Origin of the sequence: Lelliottia sp. F153 (assembly GCF_002870005.1) — a bacterium.
GTDB lineage: Bacteria > Pseudomonadota > Gammaproteobacteria > Enterobacterales > Enterobacteriaceae > Enterobacter > Enterobacter nimipressuralis.
Window position 1 is genome coordinate 405988 of sequence record NZ_PKFT01000002.1, and the last position, 17457, is coordinate 423444.

The 17457-nt window shown below is 55.4% G+C and carries 20 protein-coding genes; 7 read left to right on the forward strand and 13 right to left on the reverse strand.

From position 1 onward, the window contains the following. Nucleotides 1-10 precede the first annotated feature (10 nt). Both diaA and dolP read left to right on the forward strand, forming a co-directional pair. Nucleotides 11-601, forward strand: a complete 591-nt coding sequence (diaA, locus tag F153LOC_RS09065; protein WP_003861754.1) for a DnaA initiator-associating protein DiaA — start codon at nucleotides 11-13, stop codon at nucleotides 599-601. Between the two features lie 9 nt (nucleotides 602-610). Further along, on the forward strand, nucleotides 611-1186 hold the full coding sequence (dolP, locus tag F153LOC_RS09070; RefSeq protein WP_102105474.1) for a division/outer membrane stress-associated lipid-binding lipoprotein: 576 nt from the start codon (nucleotides 611-613) through the stop codon (nucleotides 1184-1186). 53 nt (nucleotides 1187-1239) lie between these two features. On the opposite strand, the gene F153LOC_RS09075 is transcribed toward dolP, so the two are convergent. Both F153LOC_RS09075 and F153LOC_RS09080 read right to left on the reverse strand, forming a co-directional pair. Beyond that, nucleotides 1240-2277 (reverse strand): permease, encoded by a 1038-nt coding sequence (locus tag F153LOC_RS09075; RefSeq protein WP_102105475.1) that lies wholly within the window; start codon nucleotides 2275-2277, stop codon nucleotides 1240-1242. Nucleotides 2278-2317: 40 nt separating this feature from the next. After that, nucleotides 2318-2962: an NAD(P)H-binding protein gene (locus F153LOC_RS09080; RefSeq protein ID WP_142503649.1), complete on the reverse strand. Its 645-nt coding sequence runs from the start codon at nucleotides 2960-2962 to the stop codon at nucleotides 2318-2320. A gap of 128 nt (nucleotides 2963-3090) precedes the next feature. On the opposite strand from F153LOC_RS09080, the gene F153LOC_RS09085 reads away from it, so the two are divergent. Beyond that, nucleotides 3091-3609 (forward strand): type 1 glutamine amidotransferase domain-containing protein, encoded by a 519-nt coding sequence (locus F153LOC_RS09085; RefSeq protein WP_100778768.1) that lies wholly within the window; start codon nucleotides 3091-3093, stop codon nucleotides 3607-3609. On the opposite strand, the gene F153LOC_RS09090 is transcribed toward F153LOC_RS09085, so the two are convergent. Then, a complete protein-coding gene (locus F153LOC_RS09090) occupies nucleotides 3589-4023 on the reverse strand; it encodes a YhbP family protein (RefSeq protein ID WP_102105476.1) in 435 nt (144 codons plus the stop codon). The genes F153LOC_RS09085 and F153LOC_RS09090 overlap by 21 nt on opposite strands. A gap of 14 nt (nucleotides 4024-4037) precedes the next feature. Here F153LOC_RS09090 and F153LOC_RS09095 point away from each other — a divergent pair, with 14 nt between their 5' ends. Beyond that, a complete protein-coding gene (locus F153LOC_RS09095) occupies nucleotides 4038-4379 on the forward strand; it encodes a GIY-YIG nuclease family protein (RefSeq protein ID WP_102105477.1) in 342 nt (113 codons plus the stop codon). Here F153LOC_RS09095 and F153LOC_RS09100 read toward each other — a convergent pair. Together F153LOC_RS09100 and F153LOC_RS09105 are read right to left on the reverse strand one after the other, a co-directional pair. After that, a complete protein-coding gene (locus tag F153LOC_RS09100) occupies nucleotides 4366-4869 on the reverse strand; it encodes a GNAT family N-acetyltransferase (RefSeq protein WP_102105478.1) in 504 nt (167 codons plus the stop codon). The genes F153LOC_RS09095 and F153LOC_RS09100 overlap by 14 nt on opposite strands. Then, a complete protein-coding gene (locus F153LOC_RS09105) occupies nucleotides 4863-5387 on the reverse strand; it encodes an SCP2 domain-containing protein (protein ID WP_102105479.1) in 525 nt (174 codons plus the stop codon). Before F153LOC_RS09105 ends, F153LOC_RS09100 begins: the two co-directional genes overlap by 7 nt. Nucleotides 5388-5607: 220 nt before the next feature. On the opposite strand from F153LOC_RS09105, the gene F153LOC_RS09110 reads away from it, so the two are divergent. The 3 genes from F153LOC_RS09110 to F153LOC_RS09120 all read left to right on the forward strand — a co-directional run bounded on the left by F153LOC_RS09110 (nucleotide 5608) and on the right by F153LOC_RS09120 (nucleotide 8697). Next, nucleotides 5608-6603, forward strand: a complete 996-nt coding sequence (locus tag F153LOC_RS09110) for a peptidase U32 family protein (RefSeq protein ID WP_102105480.1) — start codon at nucleotides 5608-5610, stop codon at nucleotides 6601-6603. Between the two features lie 8 nt (nucleotides 6604-6611). Beyond that, nucleotides 6612-7490: a U32 family peptidase gene (locus F153LOC_RS09115; protein ID WP_102105481.1), complete on the forward strand. Its 879-nt coding sequence runs from the start codon at nucleotides 6612-6614 to the stop codon at nucleotides 7488-7490. 199 nt (nucleotides 7491-7689) lie between these two features. Beyond that, nucleotides 7690-8697, forward strand: a complete 1008-nt coding sequence (locus tag F153LOC_RS09120; RefSeq protein WP_100778761.1) for a luciferase-like monooxygenase — start codon at nucleotides 7690-7692, stop codon at nucleotides 8695-8697. Nucleotides 8698-8779: 82 nt separating this feature from the next. Here the strand turns inward: F153LOC_RS09120 and mtr are convergent, their stop codons facing one another. The 8 genes from mtr to rbfA all read right to left on the reverse strand — a co-directional run bounded on the left by mtr (nucleotide 8780) and on the right by rbfA (nucleotide 17404). Next, a complete protein-coding gene (mtr, locus tag F153LOC_RS09125; protein WP_102105482.1) occupies nucleotides 8780-10024 on the reverse strand; it encodes a tryptophan permease in 1245 nt (414 codons plus the stop codon). 142 nt (nucleotides 10025-10166) lie between these two features. Further along, nucleotides 10167-12086: a DEAD/DEAH family ATP-dependent RNA helicase gene (locus F153LOC_RS09130; protein ID WP_100778759.1), complete on the reverse strand. Its 1920-nt coding sequence runs from the start codon at nucleotides 12084-12086 to the stop codon at nucleotides 10167-10169. Beyond that, nucleotides 12079-12159, reverse strand: coding sequence for a protein YrbN (gene yrbN / locus F153LOC_RS09135; protein ID WP_097919743.1), 81 nt, complete (start codon nucleotides 12157-12159; stop codon nucleotides 12079-12081). Before yrbN ends, F153LOC_RS09130 begins: the two co-directional genes overlap by 8 nt. A gap of 109 nt (nucleotides 12160-12268) precedes the next feature. Continuing rightward, nucleotides 12269-13153 (reverse strand): lipoprotein NlpI, encoded by an 885-nt coding sequence (gene nlpI, locus F153LOC_RS09140; RefSeq protein ID WP_100778758.1) that lies wholly within the window; start codon nucleotides 13151-13153, stop codon nucleotides 12269-12271. Between the two features lie 108 nt (nucleotides 13154-13261). Beyond that, nucleotides 13262-15397: a polyribonucleotide nucleotidyltransferase gene (pnp, locus tag F153LOC_RS09145; RefSeq protein WP_095283551.1), complete on the reverse strand. Its 2136-nt coding sequence runs from the start codon at nucleotides 15395-15397 to the stop codon at nucleotides 13262-13264. 241 nt (nucleotides 15398-15638) lie between these two features. Beyond that, entirely contained in the window at nucleotides 15639-15908 is a 270-nt protein-coding gene (rpsO, locus tag F153LOC_RS09150) for a 30S ribosomal protein S15 (protein ID WP_003861789.1), read from the reverse strand. 150 nt (nucleotides 15909-16058) lie between these two features. After that, a complete protein-coding gene (truB, locus tag F153LOC_RS09155) occupies nucleotides 16059-17003 on the reverse strand; it encodes a tRNA pseudouridine(55) synthase TruB (RefSeq protein WP_102105483.1) in 945 nt (314 codons plus the stop codon). Then, a complete protein-coding gene (gene rbfA / locus F153LOC_RS09160) occupies nucleotides 17003-17404 on the reverse strand; it encodes a 30S ribosome-binding factor RbfA (protein ID WP_100778756.1) in 402 nt (133 codons plus the stop codon). The genes truB and rbfA overlap by 1 nt, the downstream gene beginning before the upstream one ends. Between the last annotated feature and the right edge of the window lie 53 nt (nucleotides 17405-17457).

The following is a 17457-nucleotide window of genomic DNA, read 5'->3' on the forward strand; positions in this document are numbered from 1 at the left end:
AAGGGATAACGTGCTCGAAAGAATTAAGGTTTGTTTCACAGAAAGCATTCAAACTCAGATTGCAGCGGCGGAAGCCCTCCCGGATGCTATTTCTCGTGCCGCGATGACGCTGGTGCAGTCCCTGCTTAATGGCAACAAAATCCTCTGTTGTGGCAATGGCACATCGGCCGCCAACGCACAGCATTTTGCTGCCAGCATGATCAATCGTTTTGAAACAGAACGCCCAAGTTTACCCGCCATTGCACTTAATACCGATAATGTGGTCTTAACGGCGATTGCCAACGATCGTCTGCATGACGAAATATACGCAAAACAGGTACGCGCCTTAGGGCATGCCGGGGATGTTCTGCTGGCGATTTCCACGCGCGGTAATAGCCGCGATATCGTCAAAGCCGTTGAGGCGGCCGTGACGCGCGATATGACTATCGTCGCGCTGACGGGCTATGACGGAGGCGAACTGGCGGGTCTTTTAGGGCCGCAGGATGTGGAAATCCGCATTCCTTCGCATCGCAGCGCGCGCATTCAGGAAATGCACATGCTGACGGTGAACTGCTTATGCGATCTGATCGATAACACGCTTTTCCCTCACCAGGATGATTAAGGAGTACTAATGAAGGCATTAACGCCCCTCGCAGTCCTTATTTCTGCGCTGCTGCTTCAGGGATGCATCGCGGCGGCCGTTGTGGGTACTGCGGCTGTTGGCACCAAAGCCGCAACCGACCCGCGCTCTGTGGGAACTCAGGTGGACGACGGTACGCTGGAACTGCGCGTGAACAGCGCCCTGTCGAAAGACGAACAAATTAAGAAAGAAGCGCGTATCAACGTCACCGCCTATCAGGGCAAAGTGCTGCTGGCAGGCCAGGCGCCGAATCTGGATCTCGCGTCCCGTGCGAAACAGATTGCCATGGGCGTAGAAGGCACCACCGAGGTGTTTAACGAAGTGCGTCAGGGCCAGCCGATTGGTCTGGGCACTGCGTCGTCGGATACCTGGATCACTACCAAAGTGCGCTCCCAGCTGTTGGGTAGCGATCAGGTGAAATCGTCCAACGTGAAAGTCACCACCGAGAATGGCGAAGTGTTCCTGCTCGGTCTGGTCACGGATCGTGAAGGCAAAGCGGCAGCTGATATTGCCAGCCGCGTGAGCGGTGTGAAGAAAGTCACGACCGCCTTTACCTTAATCAAATAATATAAAACCCGGCAAATAATATAAAACCCGGCGATTGCCGGGTTTTTTATGTCTTACAGCAGCGCAATGCTGCCAGTGATAACCCCGCCTATCGCCACCAGCAGTCCCGTCAGCCACAGGGCTTTTGCCGGGAATGATTTGCGCAGCATAATCAGCGATGGCAGGCTGACCGCCGGAAGCGTCATCAAAAGCGCCAGCGCAGGCGCAGCGCCCATCCCCGCGAGCATCATGGTCTGTACAATCGGGATTTCTGCCGCCGTCGGGATGACAAACAGGCATCCGGCAACCGCCATCGCAATCACCCACAGCAGCGTGTTATCGATCGCCCCGTCCGCATGAGGGAACAACCAGACACGCGCCGCGCCAAGGACCAGCACCGCCAGAATATAGACCGGGATGGTGCTCCAGAAGAGCTGCCACAGCGCCTTGCCCCAGCGGGAGAGAAATGCCCCTTGTGGTTCAGGTGTGGCAACGTCGATGGAGACAGGCTGCACGAGCCGATCTTTCACCAGATACTGCACCAGTGAAGCAACGACCAGCACCATGATCACCCCGGCCACCAGGCGGATCAGCGCGAAATGCCAGCCCAGCACAAAGCCCATAAAGACCAGCGTCGCCGGGTTAAGCACCGGATTTCCCATCCAGAAAGCCAGAGCCCCGCCCATCGACACATTCTGGCGCCGCATCCCCGCTGTCACGGGCGCCGCGCAGCATGAACACATCATTCCAGGCAGAGAGAAGATCGTGCCAAGCAGCGTCCCCTGAAAGCGTGGCTGTCCAAGCGTACGCATCAGCCAGTGGCGCGGAATCAGCACCTGAATCAGGGAACCGAGCAGCACACCCAGTACCGCAGCTTTCCAGACCGCCAGGAAGTAGACCATCGCATAATCCCATGCCGCCTGCAGCGGGCTGGTTTCTGCCTGCGCCAGTATGGATTTACCGATGCTGTGGGTTTCCGCGGCGGTGAACGCTTTGCCGTAATAGGGCTGCCATTTCACATACCAAAGACCAATAATAACGACGAGAAAAAAGAGTGCGGGCTTCCACCACTGAAATGGCGTTGCCGCCTGAGATGAAGACTGACCAGTCATAGCATTCCCCGGGGAGTGTAATTAATTTAGCCCGGGGAGTTTACGCCTCGCCTTTGGCGATTTCACGCAGTTTAGCCGAGGGGATAATATTGACGCCCTCTTTTGAGGGAGAACGCGCTTCGTGCAGCATAGCGCTCGCCACATCACGCGCCTGAATAGATTTCCAGTTACCCGGAAAAAGCTGGAACAGGGGCGCAAAAATGGACTCATTAAAACGCTGCTTTTCGCGATCGCCCAGCAGCATCGACGGTCGCACAATCGTGAGCCGCTCCCAGTTCTGTGCAATCAGCGCATCTTCCATTTTGCCTTTCACTTTGTTGTAAAAGAACGGCGAGCTGGCATTGGCCCCCATTGAGCTGACCACCAGAAAATGCTTTGCGCCCAGCCGTTTAGCCGTGAGCGCCGTGTCCACCACCAGCGTGTAGTCGGCGTGGATAAAAGCCTCTTTGCTCCCGGCTTCGCGGCGGGTCGTGCCCAGGCAGCAGAAGGCGATATCAATCGGATCCTGCACCTGGCCAAGTGCATCGGTTAGCTGCGGATCGTGGGGGTTAAAGACACCGGAAATATCCGCCAGCGGGCGTCGCGTCGGCGCGGCAATGTAGTTGATCCAGGGCTGCTGGATCAGCATTCGCAACAAGTGTCCGCCCACCAGCCCGGTGGTACCTGTGATTAATACCTGGCTCATTTTGTCTCCTTTGCAGATTAGTCCGTTTGCGATTTCAGTCTGCTTAGCCACACTTAAAAGTCTGTTACGGGTAAGTATTTACCACAAACGGCAAAAAATCTGTCTGAAGCCAAAACAACGGAGGAAGCATGAGCAAGAAAATAGCCGTCTTGATCACCGATGAGTTTGAAGATTCAGAGTTCACCTCTCCCGCAGAGGCGTTCCGCAAAGCGGGACATGAGGTCATCACCATCGACAAGCAGGCCGGAAAAACGGTGAAAGGCCATAAAGGCGAGGCCAGCGTTACTATCGACAAAGCCATTGATGAGGTGCGTCCGGCGGATTTCGACGCCCTGCTGCTGCCTGGCGGTCACTCCCCGGATACGCTGCGCGGCGACGAGCGCTTTGTGACGTTCACGCGCGATTTTGTCTCCAGCGGCAAGCCTGTCTTCGCGATCTGCCATGGGCCACAGCTGCTGATCAGCGCCGAAGTGGTGCGCGGGCGCAAGCTGACGGCGGTTAAACCGATCGTTATCGATCTTAAAAACGCGGGCGCTGATTTTTACGATCAGGAAGTGGTCGTCGATAACAATCAGCTGGTGACCAGCCGTACGCCGGACGATCTGCCCGCCTTTAATCGCGAAGCGTTACGCCTGCTCGGCTCGTAGCCAGTGAAGCTTTTTGCCAAAGCCCAGCGTGTTGTCTGTGAACTTCAGCTCATCGAGGCGAATTTCCCAGACGGGCGCTGACAGGGCAAGCGCAACCGGGAAGCGACGCGTGTAGCGCTTGCGCATCGCGTCGCTCTCTTCCCCTTCCAGACGGCGGATCTCGCCTTTGAACTGCACGCCACGAATCAGCGCGACATTTTTCGGCTGGCCATTAACAGTGCCGGCGACAGGTGCTTGTGGCCCGGACATCTGCGCATGACGGGTTTTATCTTCGCTTAAGAGGTAAAACGCGACGCGTTCGGGATCGTAAAGGTAAAACGCATTCGCGCACCACAGCTCGCCCTCCTGATGGACACACCAGGTGACGACGTGCTGCTTTGCCAGCCAACGGCTGATAGCGGCCAGAGTTTCCATTTTCGCGCTCTCTCATGCTATGGTGCGTTCACCTTAACATACTGAATCTGCAAACTGTGTGCTGGTTTCTCTATCTTGTCCGAACGGCCAATAATGCACTTTACACCGGGATTACCACCGATGTAGCGCGGCGTTTCCTTGAACATCAAACGGGGAAAGGCGCCAAAGCGCTGCGGGGGAAAGGTGAGCTGACGCTGGCCTTTTCGGCGCATGTCGGTGAGCGCTCGCTGGCACTGAAGATGGAGTACCGCATTAAGCAGCTGACGAAGCGCCAGAAAGAGCGCCTCGTCGCCGGAGATGGTTCGTTTGAGGCGCTACGCCAGAGCCTGCAAAACGCGTCGATTAAAGACGATTGAAGTGGTCGTGATACTCAACCAGACCGCTGACGCCGTTCAGCGCGTCATCTGCCAGACGATGCACCTGGAAGGCGGTCTCAGTACCCGGCCAGCGGCAGTGCAGATCGTAAGGCGCGGCAGGCTCAAAACCTAAACGGCCATAGAACGCCGGGTCGCCCAGCGTGACCACCGCCGCGTATCCGAACTCATTCAGAGAATCCAGCCCTTCATAGACCAGCTGGCGCGCCAGCCCCTGACCGCGATAGTTTTCGTCGACAGCCAGCGGTGCCATTCCGACCCACTGAAGATCTTCGCCCTGAACGGCTACCGGACTGAACGCCACGTAACCCACAACCTGTCCTTCGTCATCCGTCGCAACCAGGCCGAGCGTGACCAGCCCGTCTTCACGCAGATCGTGGACCAGTCGGGCCTCGGCGTCTTCCGGGAATGACCGACGTAATAATGAATCAATGCCAGGGGCATCAATCCCAATTTCAACTCGAATCAGCATGGCTCACCTACTGAAGTGTGTTTACTTTCGCGCGGGGTTTTCAGACCCGCCTCAACGAAATCGGCCATTTGCATCAGCACCGTGCGCAGCGCCTTAGGCATCTGATCCAGCTCAATGGCATCCATTAAATTTTTGACGTACAGGCCAAGCTCAGTATCCCCTTCAATCACCAGACGACGCTGGAAGAAGAGGGTATCCGGGTCCTGCTTACGCGCGGCGATCATCAGCAAATCGCTGGCATTCGCGCTGAAACTGACATCCGCCGGGGCGGAATCACTGACCATCAGCTTGCCGTTCTCCACGGAGGTAAACCAGCACAGTCCGATGTCACGCACCTCGATGCGTAGCCAGCGCCCGTCGAGAAACTCCAGCTCCCCCTCTTCCAGCGCCTGGCGGAACTGCCAGCTCAGCACCTGCTGAATCACCTGGCGTTTAAGAGCGAACGGCGTGAGTTTGACCGGCACGCTCAGCAGAGATGGACCAAATTGTACGAGGCGTGAACGCAGTTTTTCCAGCACGAGCTTTACTCCCTGATGTCGATAATCCTGTTATTTTGCCATATCCGGCAGCCATCGTAGCGGCGTAAATCAACAAACCGTATTGCGGCATGATTGATTATTGGTGTCATCAATACGCCATTAACTGCCTTAAATCAAAAATTGTCGCGTGGAGGTTAATTAAACTCCCCGTTCGTTAACAATTTTGTGCCCTCTGGGGCAGCGAACGTCAGGATAAATTATGGAGCTGCTCTGTCCAGCCGGAAACCTTCCGGCACTTAAAGCGGCCATCGAAAACGGCGCCGATGCGGTCTATATCGGGCTGAAAGATGACACCAACGCCCGCCACTTTGCTGGTCTGAACTTCACGGAGAAGAAGCTCCAGGAAGCGGTCAATTTCGTTCACCAGCACCGCCGCAAATTACATATCGCCATCAACACCTTTGCGCATCCCGATGGTTATGTGCGCTGGCAGCGCGCGGTGGATATGGCGGCACAGCTCGGGGCAGACGCGTTGATCCTCGCCGACCTCGCTATACTGGAGTATGCCGCAGAACGCTATCCGCATATTGAGCGCCATGTCTCTGTTCAGGCCTCGGCCACCAACGAAGAGGCCGTGCGCTTTTATCATCGTCACTTTGACGTCGCCCGCGTGGTGTTGCCGCGCGTGCTGTCTATTCATCAGGTTAAGCAACTGGCGCGGGTCTCGCCAGTTCCACTGGAAGTTTTTGCGTTCGGCAGCCTGTGCATCATGGCTGAAGGCCGCTGCTATCTCTCGTCCTATCTGACCGGCGAATCACCGAATACCGTCGGAGCCTGCTCCCCTGCCCGCTTTGTGCGCTGGCAGCAGACGCCACAGGGGCTGGAGTCGCGTCTGAATGACGTGCTGATCGACCGCTATCAGGACGGGGAAAACGCCGGATATCCGACGCTGTGCAAAGGCCGTTATCTGGTCGACGGCGAGCGCTATCACGCCCTGGAAGAACCCACCAGCCTGAACACGCTGGAACTGCTGCCGGAACTGCTGGCGGCGAACATTGCCTCGGTGAAAATCGAAGGTCGTCAGCGCAGCCCGGCGTACGTCAGCCAGGTGGCGAAAGTCTGGCGACAGGCGATCGATCGTTGCATGGCCGATCCGCAGAATTACGCCCCACAACCGGCCTGGATGGACACCCTGGGCGCGATGTCCGAAGGCACGCAAACCACGCTTGGCGCGTATCACCGTAAATGGCAGTGAGATAATCCATGAAATATTCATTAGGACCCGTGCTCTACTACTGGTCAAAAGAGACGCTGGAAGATTTTTACCAGCAGGCGGCGGGCAGTAGCGCCGATACGATTTATCTCGGGGAGTCCGTCTGCAGCAAACGTCGTGCAACCAAAGTGGGCGACTGGCTGGATATGGCGAAAAACCTCGCTGGCAGCGGCAAGCAGGTGGTGCTGTCGACGCTTGCGCTGGTGCAGGCCTCATCGGAGCTGGGCGAGATTAAACGCTACGTCGAGAACGGTGATTTCCTGCTGGAAGCGAGCGATCTTGGCGTGGTGAACATGTGCGCTGAACGCAAGCTGCCGTTTGTCGCCGGACATGCGCTCAACTGCTATAACGCCGTGACCCTGCGCCTGCTGCTGAAACAGGGGATGATGCGCTGGTGTATGCCGGTGGAACTCTCCCGCGACTGGCTGGTCAACCTGCTGAATCAGTGTGAAGATCTGGGCATCCGCAATCAGTTTGAAGTGGAAGTGTTGAGCTACGGGCATCTGCCGCTGGCGTATTCCGCGCGCTGCTTCACTGCCCGCTCCGAAGACCGCCCGAAAGACGAATGCGAAACCTGCTGCATCAAGTATCCCAACGGACGCAATATGCTGTCGCAGGAGAACCAGCAGGTCTTTGTCCTTAACGGCATTCAGACCATGAGCGGCTATGTTTACAATCTCGGCAACGAGCTGACGTCGATGCAAGGCGTGGTGGATATGGTGCGCCTGTCACCGCTGGACACTAACGTATTTGCGATGCTGGATGCGTTTCGTGCCAACGAAAATGGCACCGCACCCCTGCCGCTGAAGGCAAACAGCGACTGCAACGGTTACTGGAAACGTGTGGCCGGGCTGGAGCTGCAGGCCTAAATGTAGACATCTTTTAAGTGGCATGAAAGCGGCCAGTCTGGAAATCCACGGGACCATACTCAAGTCAGTGTCGGGATAAACAGATCAAGCCTACGCACAGGCAGTTTAAAGGATGAAGTGTAAAAGCTCACTTTGTTAACAACGGTTATTAATTTTTAATGCACTATTAAAAGATTCACCGTCGACAAAGTGAGCTGTTATGACTGATAAATCCATTCCTTTTTCGGTGCTCGATCTGGCGCCGATCCCAGAAGGCTCCTCGGCACGAGAAGCTTTTTCTCACTCTCTGGATCTCGCCCGTCTCGCTGAACAGCGTGGCTATCATCGCTACTGGCTGGCGGAACATCACAACATGGTGGGCATCGCCAGCGCGGCGACCTCGGTGCTGATTGGCTATCTGGCGGCAAACACCACGACTCTGCATCTCGGCTCGGGCGGCGTAATGTTGCCGAACCACTCCCCGCTGGTGATTGCCGAACAGTTTGGCACCCTGAATACGCTCTATCCCGGGCGAATTGATTTAGGGCTTGGCCGTGCGCCAGGCAGCGATCAGCCGACTATGCGTGCGCTGCGTCGTCATATGGGCGGTGATATTGATAACTTCCCGCGCGATGTGGCAGAGCTGGTGGACTGGTTTGATGCGCGCGATCCTCATCCGCAGGTGCGCCCGGTACCCGGTTACGGCGAGAAGATCCCCGTGTGGCTGCTCGGTTCAAGTCTGTATAGCGCACAGCTGGCGGCGCAGCTCGGCCTGCCGTTTGCGTTTGCCTCCCACTTTGCCCCGGATATGCTGCATCAGGCGCTGCATCTCTATCGCACTCAGTTCAAACCGTCCGAACGGCTGGAAAAACCGCACGCGATGGTGTGTATCAATATTATCGCCGCCGACAGCAACCGCGATGCGGAATTCCTCTTTACCTCCATGCAGCAGGCGTTTGCGAAGCTGCGCCGCGGCGAGAGCGGACAGCTGCCGCCGCCGGTGGAGAATATGCATCAGCTGTGGTCAGCGTCGGAACAATACGGTGTGCAGCAGGCGCTCAGTATGTCGCTGGTGGGCGATAAAGCGAAAGTGCGTCACGGGCTAGAGGCGGTGCTACGAGAAACGCAGGCTGACGAGATTATGGTTAACGGGCAGATTTTCGATCACCAGGCGCGTTTGCACTCGTTTGATCTGGCCATGCAGGTGAAAGAAGAGTTGTTAGGATAGCGTTTGTGCCCGGTGGCGATACGCCTGCCGGGCCTGCAGATTTTTATGCCGGATAAGGCGCAGCCGCCATCCGGCAATCGTCTTACTGATACACCGGCAACACATCAAAGCTCGACAGCACATGTACCAGCGCGTTTCCGACACCAAAGATCAGAATCAGGGCAATCATCGGCTTGCCGCCCCAGACGCGGAATTTTGGGCTGCCAAAGCGTTTACGTGATTTACGGGCCAGCAGCGCCGGAACGATCGCCGCCCAAATGGTGGCCGCTAAACCGGCATAGCCGATAGCGTACAGGAACCCGTTCGGCCACAGCAGGCCACCGACAATCGGCGGCAGGAAGGTCAGCAACGCGGTTTTGAGACGACCCAACGCGGAATCGTCAAAGCCAAACAGATCCGCCAGATAGTCAAACAGCCCCAGCGTCACCCCGAGGAACGAACTCGCCACGGCAAAGTTCGAGAACACCACCAGCAGCAGATCCAGACTGCGGCTGTTCAGCACGCCACTCAGCGCCTGCACCAGCACATCAATGTTGCCGCCCTTCTGCGCAATGCCGATGAATTCCGGGCGCTGGATGTTGCCCATCGTCCCCAGCAGCCAAATCACATACAGCCCCAGCGCCAGCAGCGTGCCGTAAACCAGGCAGCGAATAATGGTGCGAGGATCTTTGCCGTAATACTTCATCAGGCTCGGGACGTTACCGTGGTAGCCAAATGACGCCAGGCAGAATGGCAAGGTCATGAGCAGGTACGGCGAGTACGATGCGTGGCTTTCGGCAACGTTAAACAGCGTAGCGGGCGTGACATGGCCCAGCAGGCTGCCGAAGGTCAGGAAGAAAGTGATAACTTTTGCACCGAGGACGATGGCGGTCATGCGGCTCACCGCTTTGGTGCTCATCCAGACGATAAACGCCACGGCCAGCGCGAAGATCAGACCCGCCACACGCGCCGGGACATTCAGCGACATTTCAGAAAACGTGTGGTGCAGTATCGAACCGCTCGCCGAAATGTAGGCGTAGGTCAGAATATACAACACGAAAGCTATTGAGATGCCGTTTACCACGTTCCAGCCTTTCCCGAGCAGGTCTTTAGTGATGGTGTCGAAGCTCGACCCGATGCGGTAGTTCAGGTTCGCCTCAAGGATCATCAGCCCGGAATGCAGCATGCAGAACCAGGTAAAAACCAGCGCTGCCAGCGACCAGAAGAACCACGCACCGGACATGACCACCGGCAGGGAGAACATCCCTGCACCGATTATCGTCCCGCCGATAATCACCACGCCGCCGAGCAGCGAAGGTGAAGTTTGTGTGGTGGTTAGTGTCGCCATACAGCCGTTTCTCCAGTTAAACATTTGCTACTGCATTTTAATGTGTCGCACTGTACCAGTACGATAGTACAAATGGAATAAAAAAAGCCCCGATAAAAATATCGGGGCTGTAATGATTACTTTACGCTATCAGGCGTGGCAATTACGCGTCACGACGACGTGCAGTACCTTCATCGCGACGTGGGCCGCGGTTTTCGCGACGCTCACCGCTGAAGCGACCTGCACCGGCTGGTGCTGCGCCATCACGACGAGGACCACGACCGCCTTCACGACGCTCACCGCCACCGAAACGACGCTCGCCCGCTGGACGATCACCTTCACGGCGAGGACCACGATCAGGACGCGGCTGGGCATCGCCCATCAGCTGCATATTCATCGGTTTGTTCAGGATGCGGGTGCGAGTAAAGTGCTGCAGAACTTCGCCCGGCATGCCTTTTGGCAGTTCGATCGTAGAGTGCGTACCGAACAGCTTGATGTTACCGATGTAACGGCTGCTGATATCGCCTTCGTTCGCGATAGCGCCAACGATATGACGAACTTCAACACCATCATCACGGCCAACTTCAATGCGGTACAGTTCCATATCGCCTGCGTCACGACGCTCACGACGTGGACGGTCTTCACCGCTACGCTCTGGACGGTCGCCACGTGGACCACGGTCATTACGATCGTTACCGCGACGCTCGAAACGCTCATCGCGCTCACGGAATTCACGCTTAGGACGCATCGGTGCATCAGGTGGCACGATCAGAGCACGTTCGCCCTGCGCCATTTTCAGCAGCGCTGCAGCCAGAGTTTCGATGTCCAGCTCTTCGCCTTCCACAGTCGGCTGGATTTGCGCCAGCAGAGCACGGTACTGATCCAGATCGCTGCTTTCCAGCTGCTGCTGTACTTTCGCGGCGAATTTTTCCAGGCGGCGTTTGCCCAGTAGGTCTGCGTTTGGCAGCTCTGCTTCTGGAATGGTCAGCTTCATGGTGCGTTCGATGTTACGCAGCAGACGACGCTCGCGGTTCTCAACGAACAGCAGAGCACGGCCAGCACGACCCGCACGACCGGTACGACCGATACGGTGAACGTAAGACTCGGAATCCATAGGGATGTCGTAGTTCACAACCAGGCTGATACGTTCTACGTCCAGACCACGTGCTGCCACGTCGGTTGCAATCAGGATATCCAGACGACCGTCTTTCAGACGCTCCAGAGTCTGCTCACGCAGGGACTGGTTCATGTCGCCGTTCAGCGCTGCGCTGTTATAGCCGCTACGTTCCAGGGCTTCAGCCACTTCCAGGGTCGCGTTTTTGGTACGAACGAAGATAATCGCCGCATCAAAATCTTCTGCTTCCAGGAAACGCACCAGCGCTTCGTTTTTACGCATACCGTATACAGACCAGTAGCTCTGGCTGATGTCCGGGCGAGTGGTTACGCTGGACTGGATACGCACTTCCTGCGGATCTTTCATGAAGCGACGAGTAATACGACGGATCGCTTCTGGCATCGTTGCAGAGAACAGAGCGGTCTGATGACCTTCTGGGATCTGCGCCATAATGGTTTCTACGTCTTCGATGAAGCCCATGCGCAGCATTTCGTCAGCTTCATCCAGAACCAGACCGCTCAGTTTAGAGAGATCCAGAGTACCGCGTTTCAGGTGATCCAGCAGACGGCCAGGTGTACCGACAACAATCTGTGGACCCTGACGCAGGGCGCGTAACTGCACGTCATAACGCTGGCCGCCGTAAAGGGCTACCACGTTCACGCCGCGCATGTGTTTAGAGAATTCAGTCATCGCTTCCGCTACCTGAACAGCCAGTTCACGGGTCGGAGCGAGTACGAGGATCTGCGGTGCACGCAGTTCCGGATCAATGTTGTGCAGCAGTGGCAGCGAGAACGCTGCGGTTTTACCGCTACCAGTCTGGGCCATGCCCAGCACGTCACGACCAGAGAGCAGATGCGGGATGCATTCAGCCTGGATCGGAGATGGTTTTTCGTAACCCAGATCGTTAAGGGCTTCAAGGATAGTGGCCTTCAGGCCCAGATCTGCAAAAGTGGTTTCGAATTCAGCCATGTAGTACAAGTGCCTCGATATTAATGGCGGCCAGTCTACATAACTCGTCGTGAAAATGATTAGCAATTTTCATTGAAAAGTGTGAACCGGCTCAAAGTAGGTGTATTGACGAACAACAACGCCCTCACCAGTTAAGGTGATGGCAATCAAAAAATGATTACGGGCTGATGTGGTGACGTCAGCTATTGCTGGTCCGATTCTGCCAGGTCGTCTTGCTCCTGGCCCAAGAGCGATAATTCCAACAATGCATAACGGTGCTCAACGAAGTTGTGGACGTTGTTAGCAACCGCTAATTTGAACAGTGCCGTAGCGCTGTCCATATCCCCCAGACTTAGGTAGTACTTACCTAAATAGAAGTTGGTTTCACTGAGATGCTCAGCGAGCGAGGTGTTATCCGTTGCGTCCGCCTTGAGCCTATCCATCAGCGTTGCTTCGCTAATGTTGCCCAGGTAGAACTCGACAATGTTCCATCCCCATTGTTCCTTGTCCGATTTCTCGAAGCGTTGTTTTAACGCCTCTTTCGCCTGCTTCTCATTGAGCTTCTGCTCAACGATGTAAAGCCACAGGACGCGGAAAGGATCATTAGGATCGTCTTGATAAAACGCCAGCAGATCATCTTGCGCTAACTTGTCACGACCGCCGTAATACAATGCGATACCGCGATTCAAGTGCGCGTAGTTGTAAGTTGGATCAAGCTCAAGTACAGAATCAAACGCTTCATAGGCAGCATCAAAATTGCCTGCCTGCGTTAAATATATACCTAAGTAATTGAATACTTCAGGCATATCAGGTCGGATTGCCAGCGCTTGTGAAAAATCATTTCGCGCTAGTGCCCTCAGACCGAGACTATCATACAACACTCCGCGCTCATATAAAAGCTGTGCGCGTTCATCATCGGTTAAAGCCCGACTGGCAAGAATTTGTTCCATGCGTGCCAGAATCACTTCCTGCTGCAAAGTCGGTTGCAATGGCACTGCGAGGACTTCGCTCTTACGCCAGGCAGAGTTGCTGCATCCTGCCAGCGTTAAAGCTGTCGCAACGAAACACCAGCGCAAAAAAGGCTTCATTTCCCACTCCCGAAGACAACTATTGGATGAACGTCCTGTCCCCCGGCTGCTAACAAGGCGTCCTGCCTGATAATACGCCCCCCGCCGAAGCGGAGGGCAAATGCAACCTTACTCGCCTTGTTCTGCGGCCGGGGCTTCCGGCGCGGCAGCAGGCTGAGACTGCTCGGTCGCTTCTTTAATGCTCAGACGGATACGGCCCTGGCGATCAACTTCCAGAACTTTAACCGGGACTTCCTGGTTCATCTGCAGGTAGTCGGTCACTTTCTCAACGCGCTTGTCAGCGATCTGAGAGATGTGTACCAGACCTTCTTTACCGCCACCGATGGCAACGAACGCGCCAAAGTCAACGATACGGGTCACTTTACCATTGTAGATGCGACCCACTTCGATTTCTGCAGTGATCTCTTCGATACGACGAATCGCGAATTTCGCTTTTTCGCCGTCGGTCGCTGCGATCTTCACAGTACCGTCATCTTCGATTTCGATAGTGGTGCCGGTCTCTTCAGTCAGAGCACGGATAACAGAACCGCCTTTACCGATCACGTCTTTGATCTTGTCTGGGCTGATCTTAATGGTGTGGATACGCGGTGCGAACTGAGAAATGTCGCCGCGTGGCGCGTTGATCGCCTGCTCCATCACGCCCAGGATGTGCAGACGTGCACCTTTAGCCTGGTTCAGTGCAACCTGCATGATCTCTTTGGTGATACCTTCAATTTTGATATCCATCTGCAGTGCAGAGATACCTTCGCGGGAACCCGCTACTTTGAAGTCCATATCGCCCAGGTGATCTTCGTCGCCCAGAATGTCAGACAGAACAACAAAGTTGTCGCCTTCTTTCACCAGGCCCATTGCGATACCCGCAACAGCAGCTTTGATTGGCACGCCTGCATCCATCAGGGCCAGGGAAGCGCCACACACGGAAGCCATGGAAGAAGAACCGTTAGATTCGGTGATTTCAGAAACCACACGAACGGTGTACGGGAATTTGTCAGCTTCCGGCATAACTGCCAGCACGCCGCGCTTCGCCAGACGACCGTGACCAATTTCACGACGCTTAGGCGAGCCAACCATACCGGTTTCACCTACGGAGTACGGAGGGAAGTTATAGTGGAACAGGAAGCTGTCAGTGCGCTCGCCCATCAGTTCGTCGATGTTCTGTGCGTCACGTGCAGTACCCAGAGTCGCGGTTACCAGCGCCTGAGTTTCGCCACGGGTGAACAGTGCGGAACCGTGAGTACGTGGCAGAACGCCAGTACGCACATCCAGACCACGGATCATGTCTTTTTCGCGGCCATCGATACGCGGTTCGCCAGCCAGAACGCGGCTACGTACAGCATTTTTCTCGATAGCGTGCAGGATTTCGCTCAGCTCGTTCGCGTCCAGGGATTCATCTTCTGCAACCAGCGTAGCGATGGTTTCAGATTTGATGACATCAATCTGCGCGTAACGCTCTTGTTTGTCAGTGATGCGGTATGCATCGCTCAGACGCGCTTCTGCCAGTGCAGCAACGCGCGCGTTCAGCGCTTCGTTAACGGCTTCTGGCTGCCAGTCCCAACGTGGTTTACCGGCTTCTTTCACCAGGTCGTTGATGTTCTGGATAACAATCTGCTGCTGCTCGTGGCCAAATACCACGGCGCCCAGCATCTGGTCTTCGCTCAGCAGTTCTGCTTCGGATTCAACCATCAGTACGGCAGCTTCGGTACCGGCAACAACCAGGTCCAGCTTACTTTCTTTCAGCTCATCCTGAGTCGGGTTCAGTACGTACTGATCGTTGATATAACCAACGCGAGCAGAACCGATAGGACCGTTGAATGGAATGCCTGACAGGGACAGTGCAGCGGATGCACCGATCATCGCCACGATGTCCGGGTTAACCTGTGGGTTAACGGAAACAACGGTCGCGATAACCTGAACTTCGTTTACGAAGCCTTCCGGGAACAGCGGACGAACCGGGCGGTCAATCAGACGCGCAATCAGGGTTTCGCCTTCGCTTGGACGGCCTTCACGACGGAAGAAGCCACCCGGGATTTTACCAGCAGCGTAAGTACGCTCCTGATAGTTCACGGTCAGAGGGAAGAAGTCCTGACCTGGTTTTGCTTTTTTCTGGCCTACAACGGTCACGAATACAGCGGTGTCATCCATGCTTACCATAACGGCAGCAGTAGCCTGACGCGCCATCATGCCGGTTTCCAGCGTGACGGTATGCTGACCATACTGGAATTTACGAACGATCGGATTCAGCAAAATTCTGTCCTTTCTTAATGAATGACAGCACACCTTCGGTGTGCTGTCGATTTAACCCGACCTTCTTCGCATCCTCGCGACTAATGACAACCGACACCCCCATGGGTGAAGCCTCTCATTAGCCGCGCGAACCTCTGCAATGAAGATCATTTATAGCAACAATACAATAGTTTCCAGTGAATTGCTGCCGTCTGGTTGAAAAAAGGGGCCATTAGGCCCCTTTTTCTGAAACTCGCAAGACTTAGCGACGCAGACCCAGACGCTCGATCAGCGCGGTGTAGCGTGCAACATCTTTACGTTTCAGGTAGTCGAGCAGTTTACGACGCTGAGAAACCATACGCAGCAGACCACGACGACTGTGGTGATCTTTTTTGTGCTCTGCAAAGTGACCCTGCAGGTGGTTAATCTGTGCAGTCAGCAGGGCAACCTGAACTTCGGTAGAACCGCTGTCGTTAGTACCACGACCGAACTCGGAAACGATTTTAGCTTTAGCTTCAACGCTTAGAGACATGATGAACTCCAAAAAATAAAGAATGAAAGGGTGCCGATCTCTAATTCAGCAACCCCAGTTTACGCCGCGCAGATTGTTAAACAATTTGCCCGACGTTAAGCGGCGATATTCTACCCGTCTCCCCTGCTTATCGCAAGGCAAGTAAATCGCTTAGAGGGGATATTCAACAACCAGGCGACGCGGTGCTACGCGGCCTTCGTCGTCGATTTCACCCATTCCGATAAACTTGTTTTCTTCGCCTTCGGTAACGCGGACCAGCCCAGTATGCGGGGTATCTGTCGTGCGAACCGGATTGCCGTTTTTAAAGTAAACGGATGAAGTCAGGGGCAAATTCACAACCGGGAAATCAGCAGCCGGGCTGTCCATCGGCATCAGCATCGGGTCAAGCAAATCGGCCGGGGAGATCCCCTGCTCTTCTGCCTGATCGACCAGCGCGCGAAGATGCTCAAGCGTCACCATACGTTCAACCGGATATTTACTGACCGCAAGACGACGCAGGTAAATCACATGCGCGCCGCAGCCCAGTTTTTCACCCAGATCGTCAATGATGGTGCGAATGTACGTGCCTTTCGAGCAATGAACTTCCAGCTCCAGTTCGTCACCTTCGTGGCGAATGAACAGCAGTTCGTAGACGGTGATCGGGCGCGCTTCACGCGGGACTTCAATCCCCTGGCGGGCATATTCGTAGAGCTTTTTGCCCTGATACTTCAGCGCCGAATACATGGACGGCACCTGCAGGGTATCGCCACGGAAGCTTTCCAGCGCGGCCTGAAGCTGCTCGGCACTCAAGGTAACCGGACGCTCTTCGACAACCTGACCGTCTGCGTCGGAGGTGTCCGTACGCTGACCAAGTTTTGCGATCACGCGATAGCGCTTATCAGAATCGAGCAGGTACTGGGAAAACTTGGTTGCTTCGCCCAGACAGACCGGCAGCATGCCTGTCGCCAGTGGGTCCAGCGCACCGGTATGCCCGGCGCGGTTAGCGTTATAAAGACGCTTCACTTTTTGCAGCACGTCATTGCTGGATGCGCCCTGAGGTTTATCCAGCAGCAGCACGCCGTGCACGTCGCGACCGCGACGACGAGGACGACTCATCAGTCCTCCTTGCTGTCGTCCGGGTTCACACGACGTTCATCGTCATGTTTAACCACGCTGGTCACCAGGTTGGACATCCGCATACCTTCTACCAGCGAGTTATCGTAGAAGAAAGTCAGCTCCGGCACGATACGCAGACGCATCGCTTTACCGAGCAGAGAGCGGATAAAACCAGAGGCTTCCTGCAATGCTTTAATGCCATTCTTAACAGCGGCTTCGTCTTTGTCGTTCAGGAACGTGACGAACACTTTGGCATAGGCCAGATCACGGGACATCTCAACGCCAGAAACAGTGGTCATCATACCCACGCGTGGGTCTTTGATTTCGCGTTGCAGGATGAGTGCGATCTCTTTCTGCATCTCCTGAGCCACGCGCTGTGGGCGACCAAATTCTTTCGCCATAATAAATTCTCCAGACAAAAAAGGGGCCATAAGCCCCTTTTGATATTTCATGC

Bases quoted from the DNA above. Each gene is read 5' to 3' on its own strand.
- dolP (WP_102105474.1), top strand. From the start codon at position 611: ATGAAGGCATTAACGCCCCTCGCAGTCCTTATTTCTGCGCTGCTGCTT.
- F153LOC_RS09110 (WP_102105480.1), top strand. From the start codon at position 5,608: ATGGAGCTGCTCTGTCCAGCCGGAAACCTTCCGGCACTTAAAGCGGCC.
- F153LOC_RS09085 (WP_100778768.1), top strand. From the start codon at position 3,091: ATGAGCAAGAAAATAGCCGTCTTGATCACCGATGAGTTTGAAGATTCA.
- F153LOC_RS09100 (WP_102105478.1), bottom strand. From the start codon at position 4,869: ATGCTGATTCGAGTTGAAATTGGGATTGATGCCCCTGGCATTGATTCA.
- F153LOC_RS09090 (WP_102105476.1), bottom strand. From the start codon at position 4,023: ATGGAAACTCTGGCCGCTATCAGCCGTTGGCTGGCAAAGCAGCACGTC.
- rpsO (WP_003861789.1), bottom strand. From the start codon at position 15,908: ATGTCTCTAAGCGTTGAAGCTAAAGCTAAAATCGTTTCCGAGTTCGGT.
- F153LOC_RS09080 (WP_142503649.1), bottom strand. From the start codon at position 2,962: ATGAGCCAGGTATTAATCACAGGTACCACCGGGCTGGTGGGCGGACAC.
- yrbN (WP_097919743.1), bottom strand. From the start codon at position 12,159: ATGAAAATTGCTAATCATTTTCACGACGAGTTATGTAGACTGGCCGCC.
- F153LOC_RS09120 (WP_100778761.1), top strand. From the start codon at position 7,690: ATGACTGATAAATCCATTCCTTTTTCGGTGCTCGATCTGGCGCCGATC.
- nlpI (WP_100778758.1), bottom strand. From the start codon at position 13,153: ATGAAGCCTTTTTTGCGCTGGTGTTTCGTTGCGACAGCTTTAACGCTG.
- truB (WP_102105483.1), bottom strand. From the start codon at position 17,003: ATGAGTCGTCCTCGTCGTCGCGGTCGCGACGTGCACGGCGTGCTGCTG.
- F153LOC_RS09115 (WP_102105481.1), top strand. From the start codon at position 6,612: ATGAAATATTCATTAGGACCCGTGCTCTACTACTGGTCAAAAGAGACG.
- rbfA (WP_100778756.1), bottom strand. From the start codon at position 17,404: ATGGCGAAAGAATTTGGTCGCCCACAGCGCGTGGCTCAGGAGATGCAG.
- F153LOC_RS09130 (WP_100778759.1), bottom strand. From the start codon at position 12,086: ATGGCTGAATTCGAAACCACTTTTGCAGATCTGGGCCTGAAGGCCACT.
- F153LOC_RS09075 (WP_102105475.1), bottom strand. From the start codon at position 2,277: ATGACTGGTCAGTCTTCATCTCAGGCGGCAACGCCATTTCAGTGGTGG.
- F153LOC_RS09095 (WP_102105477.1), top strand. From the start codon at position 4,038: ATGCTATGGTGCGTTCACCTTAACATACTGAATCTGCAAACTGTGTGC.
- mtr (WP_102105482.1), bottom strand. From the start codon at position 10,024: ATGGCGACACTAACCACCACACAAACTTCACCTTCGCTGCTCGGCGGC.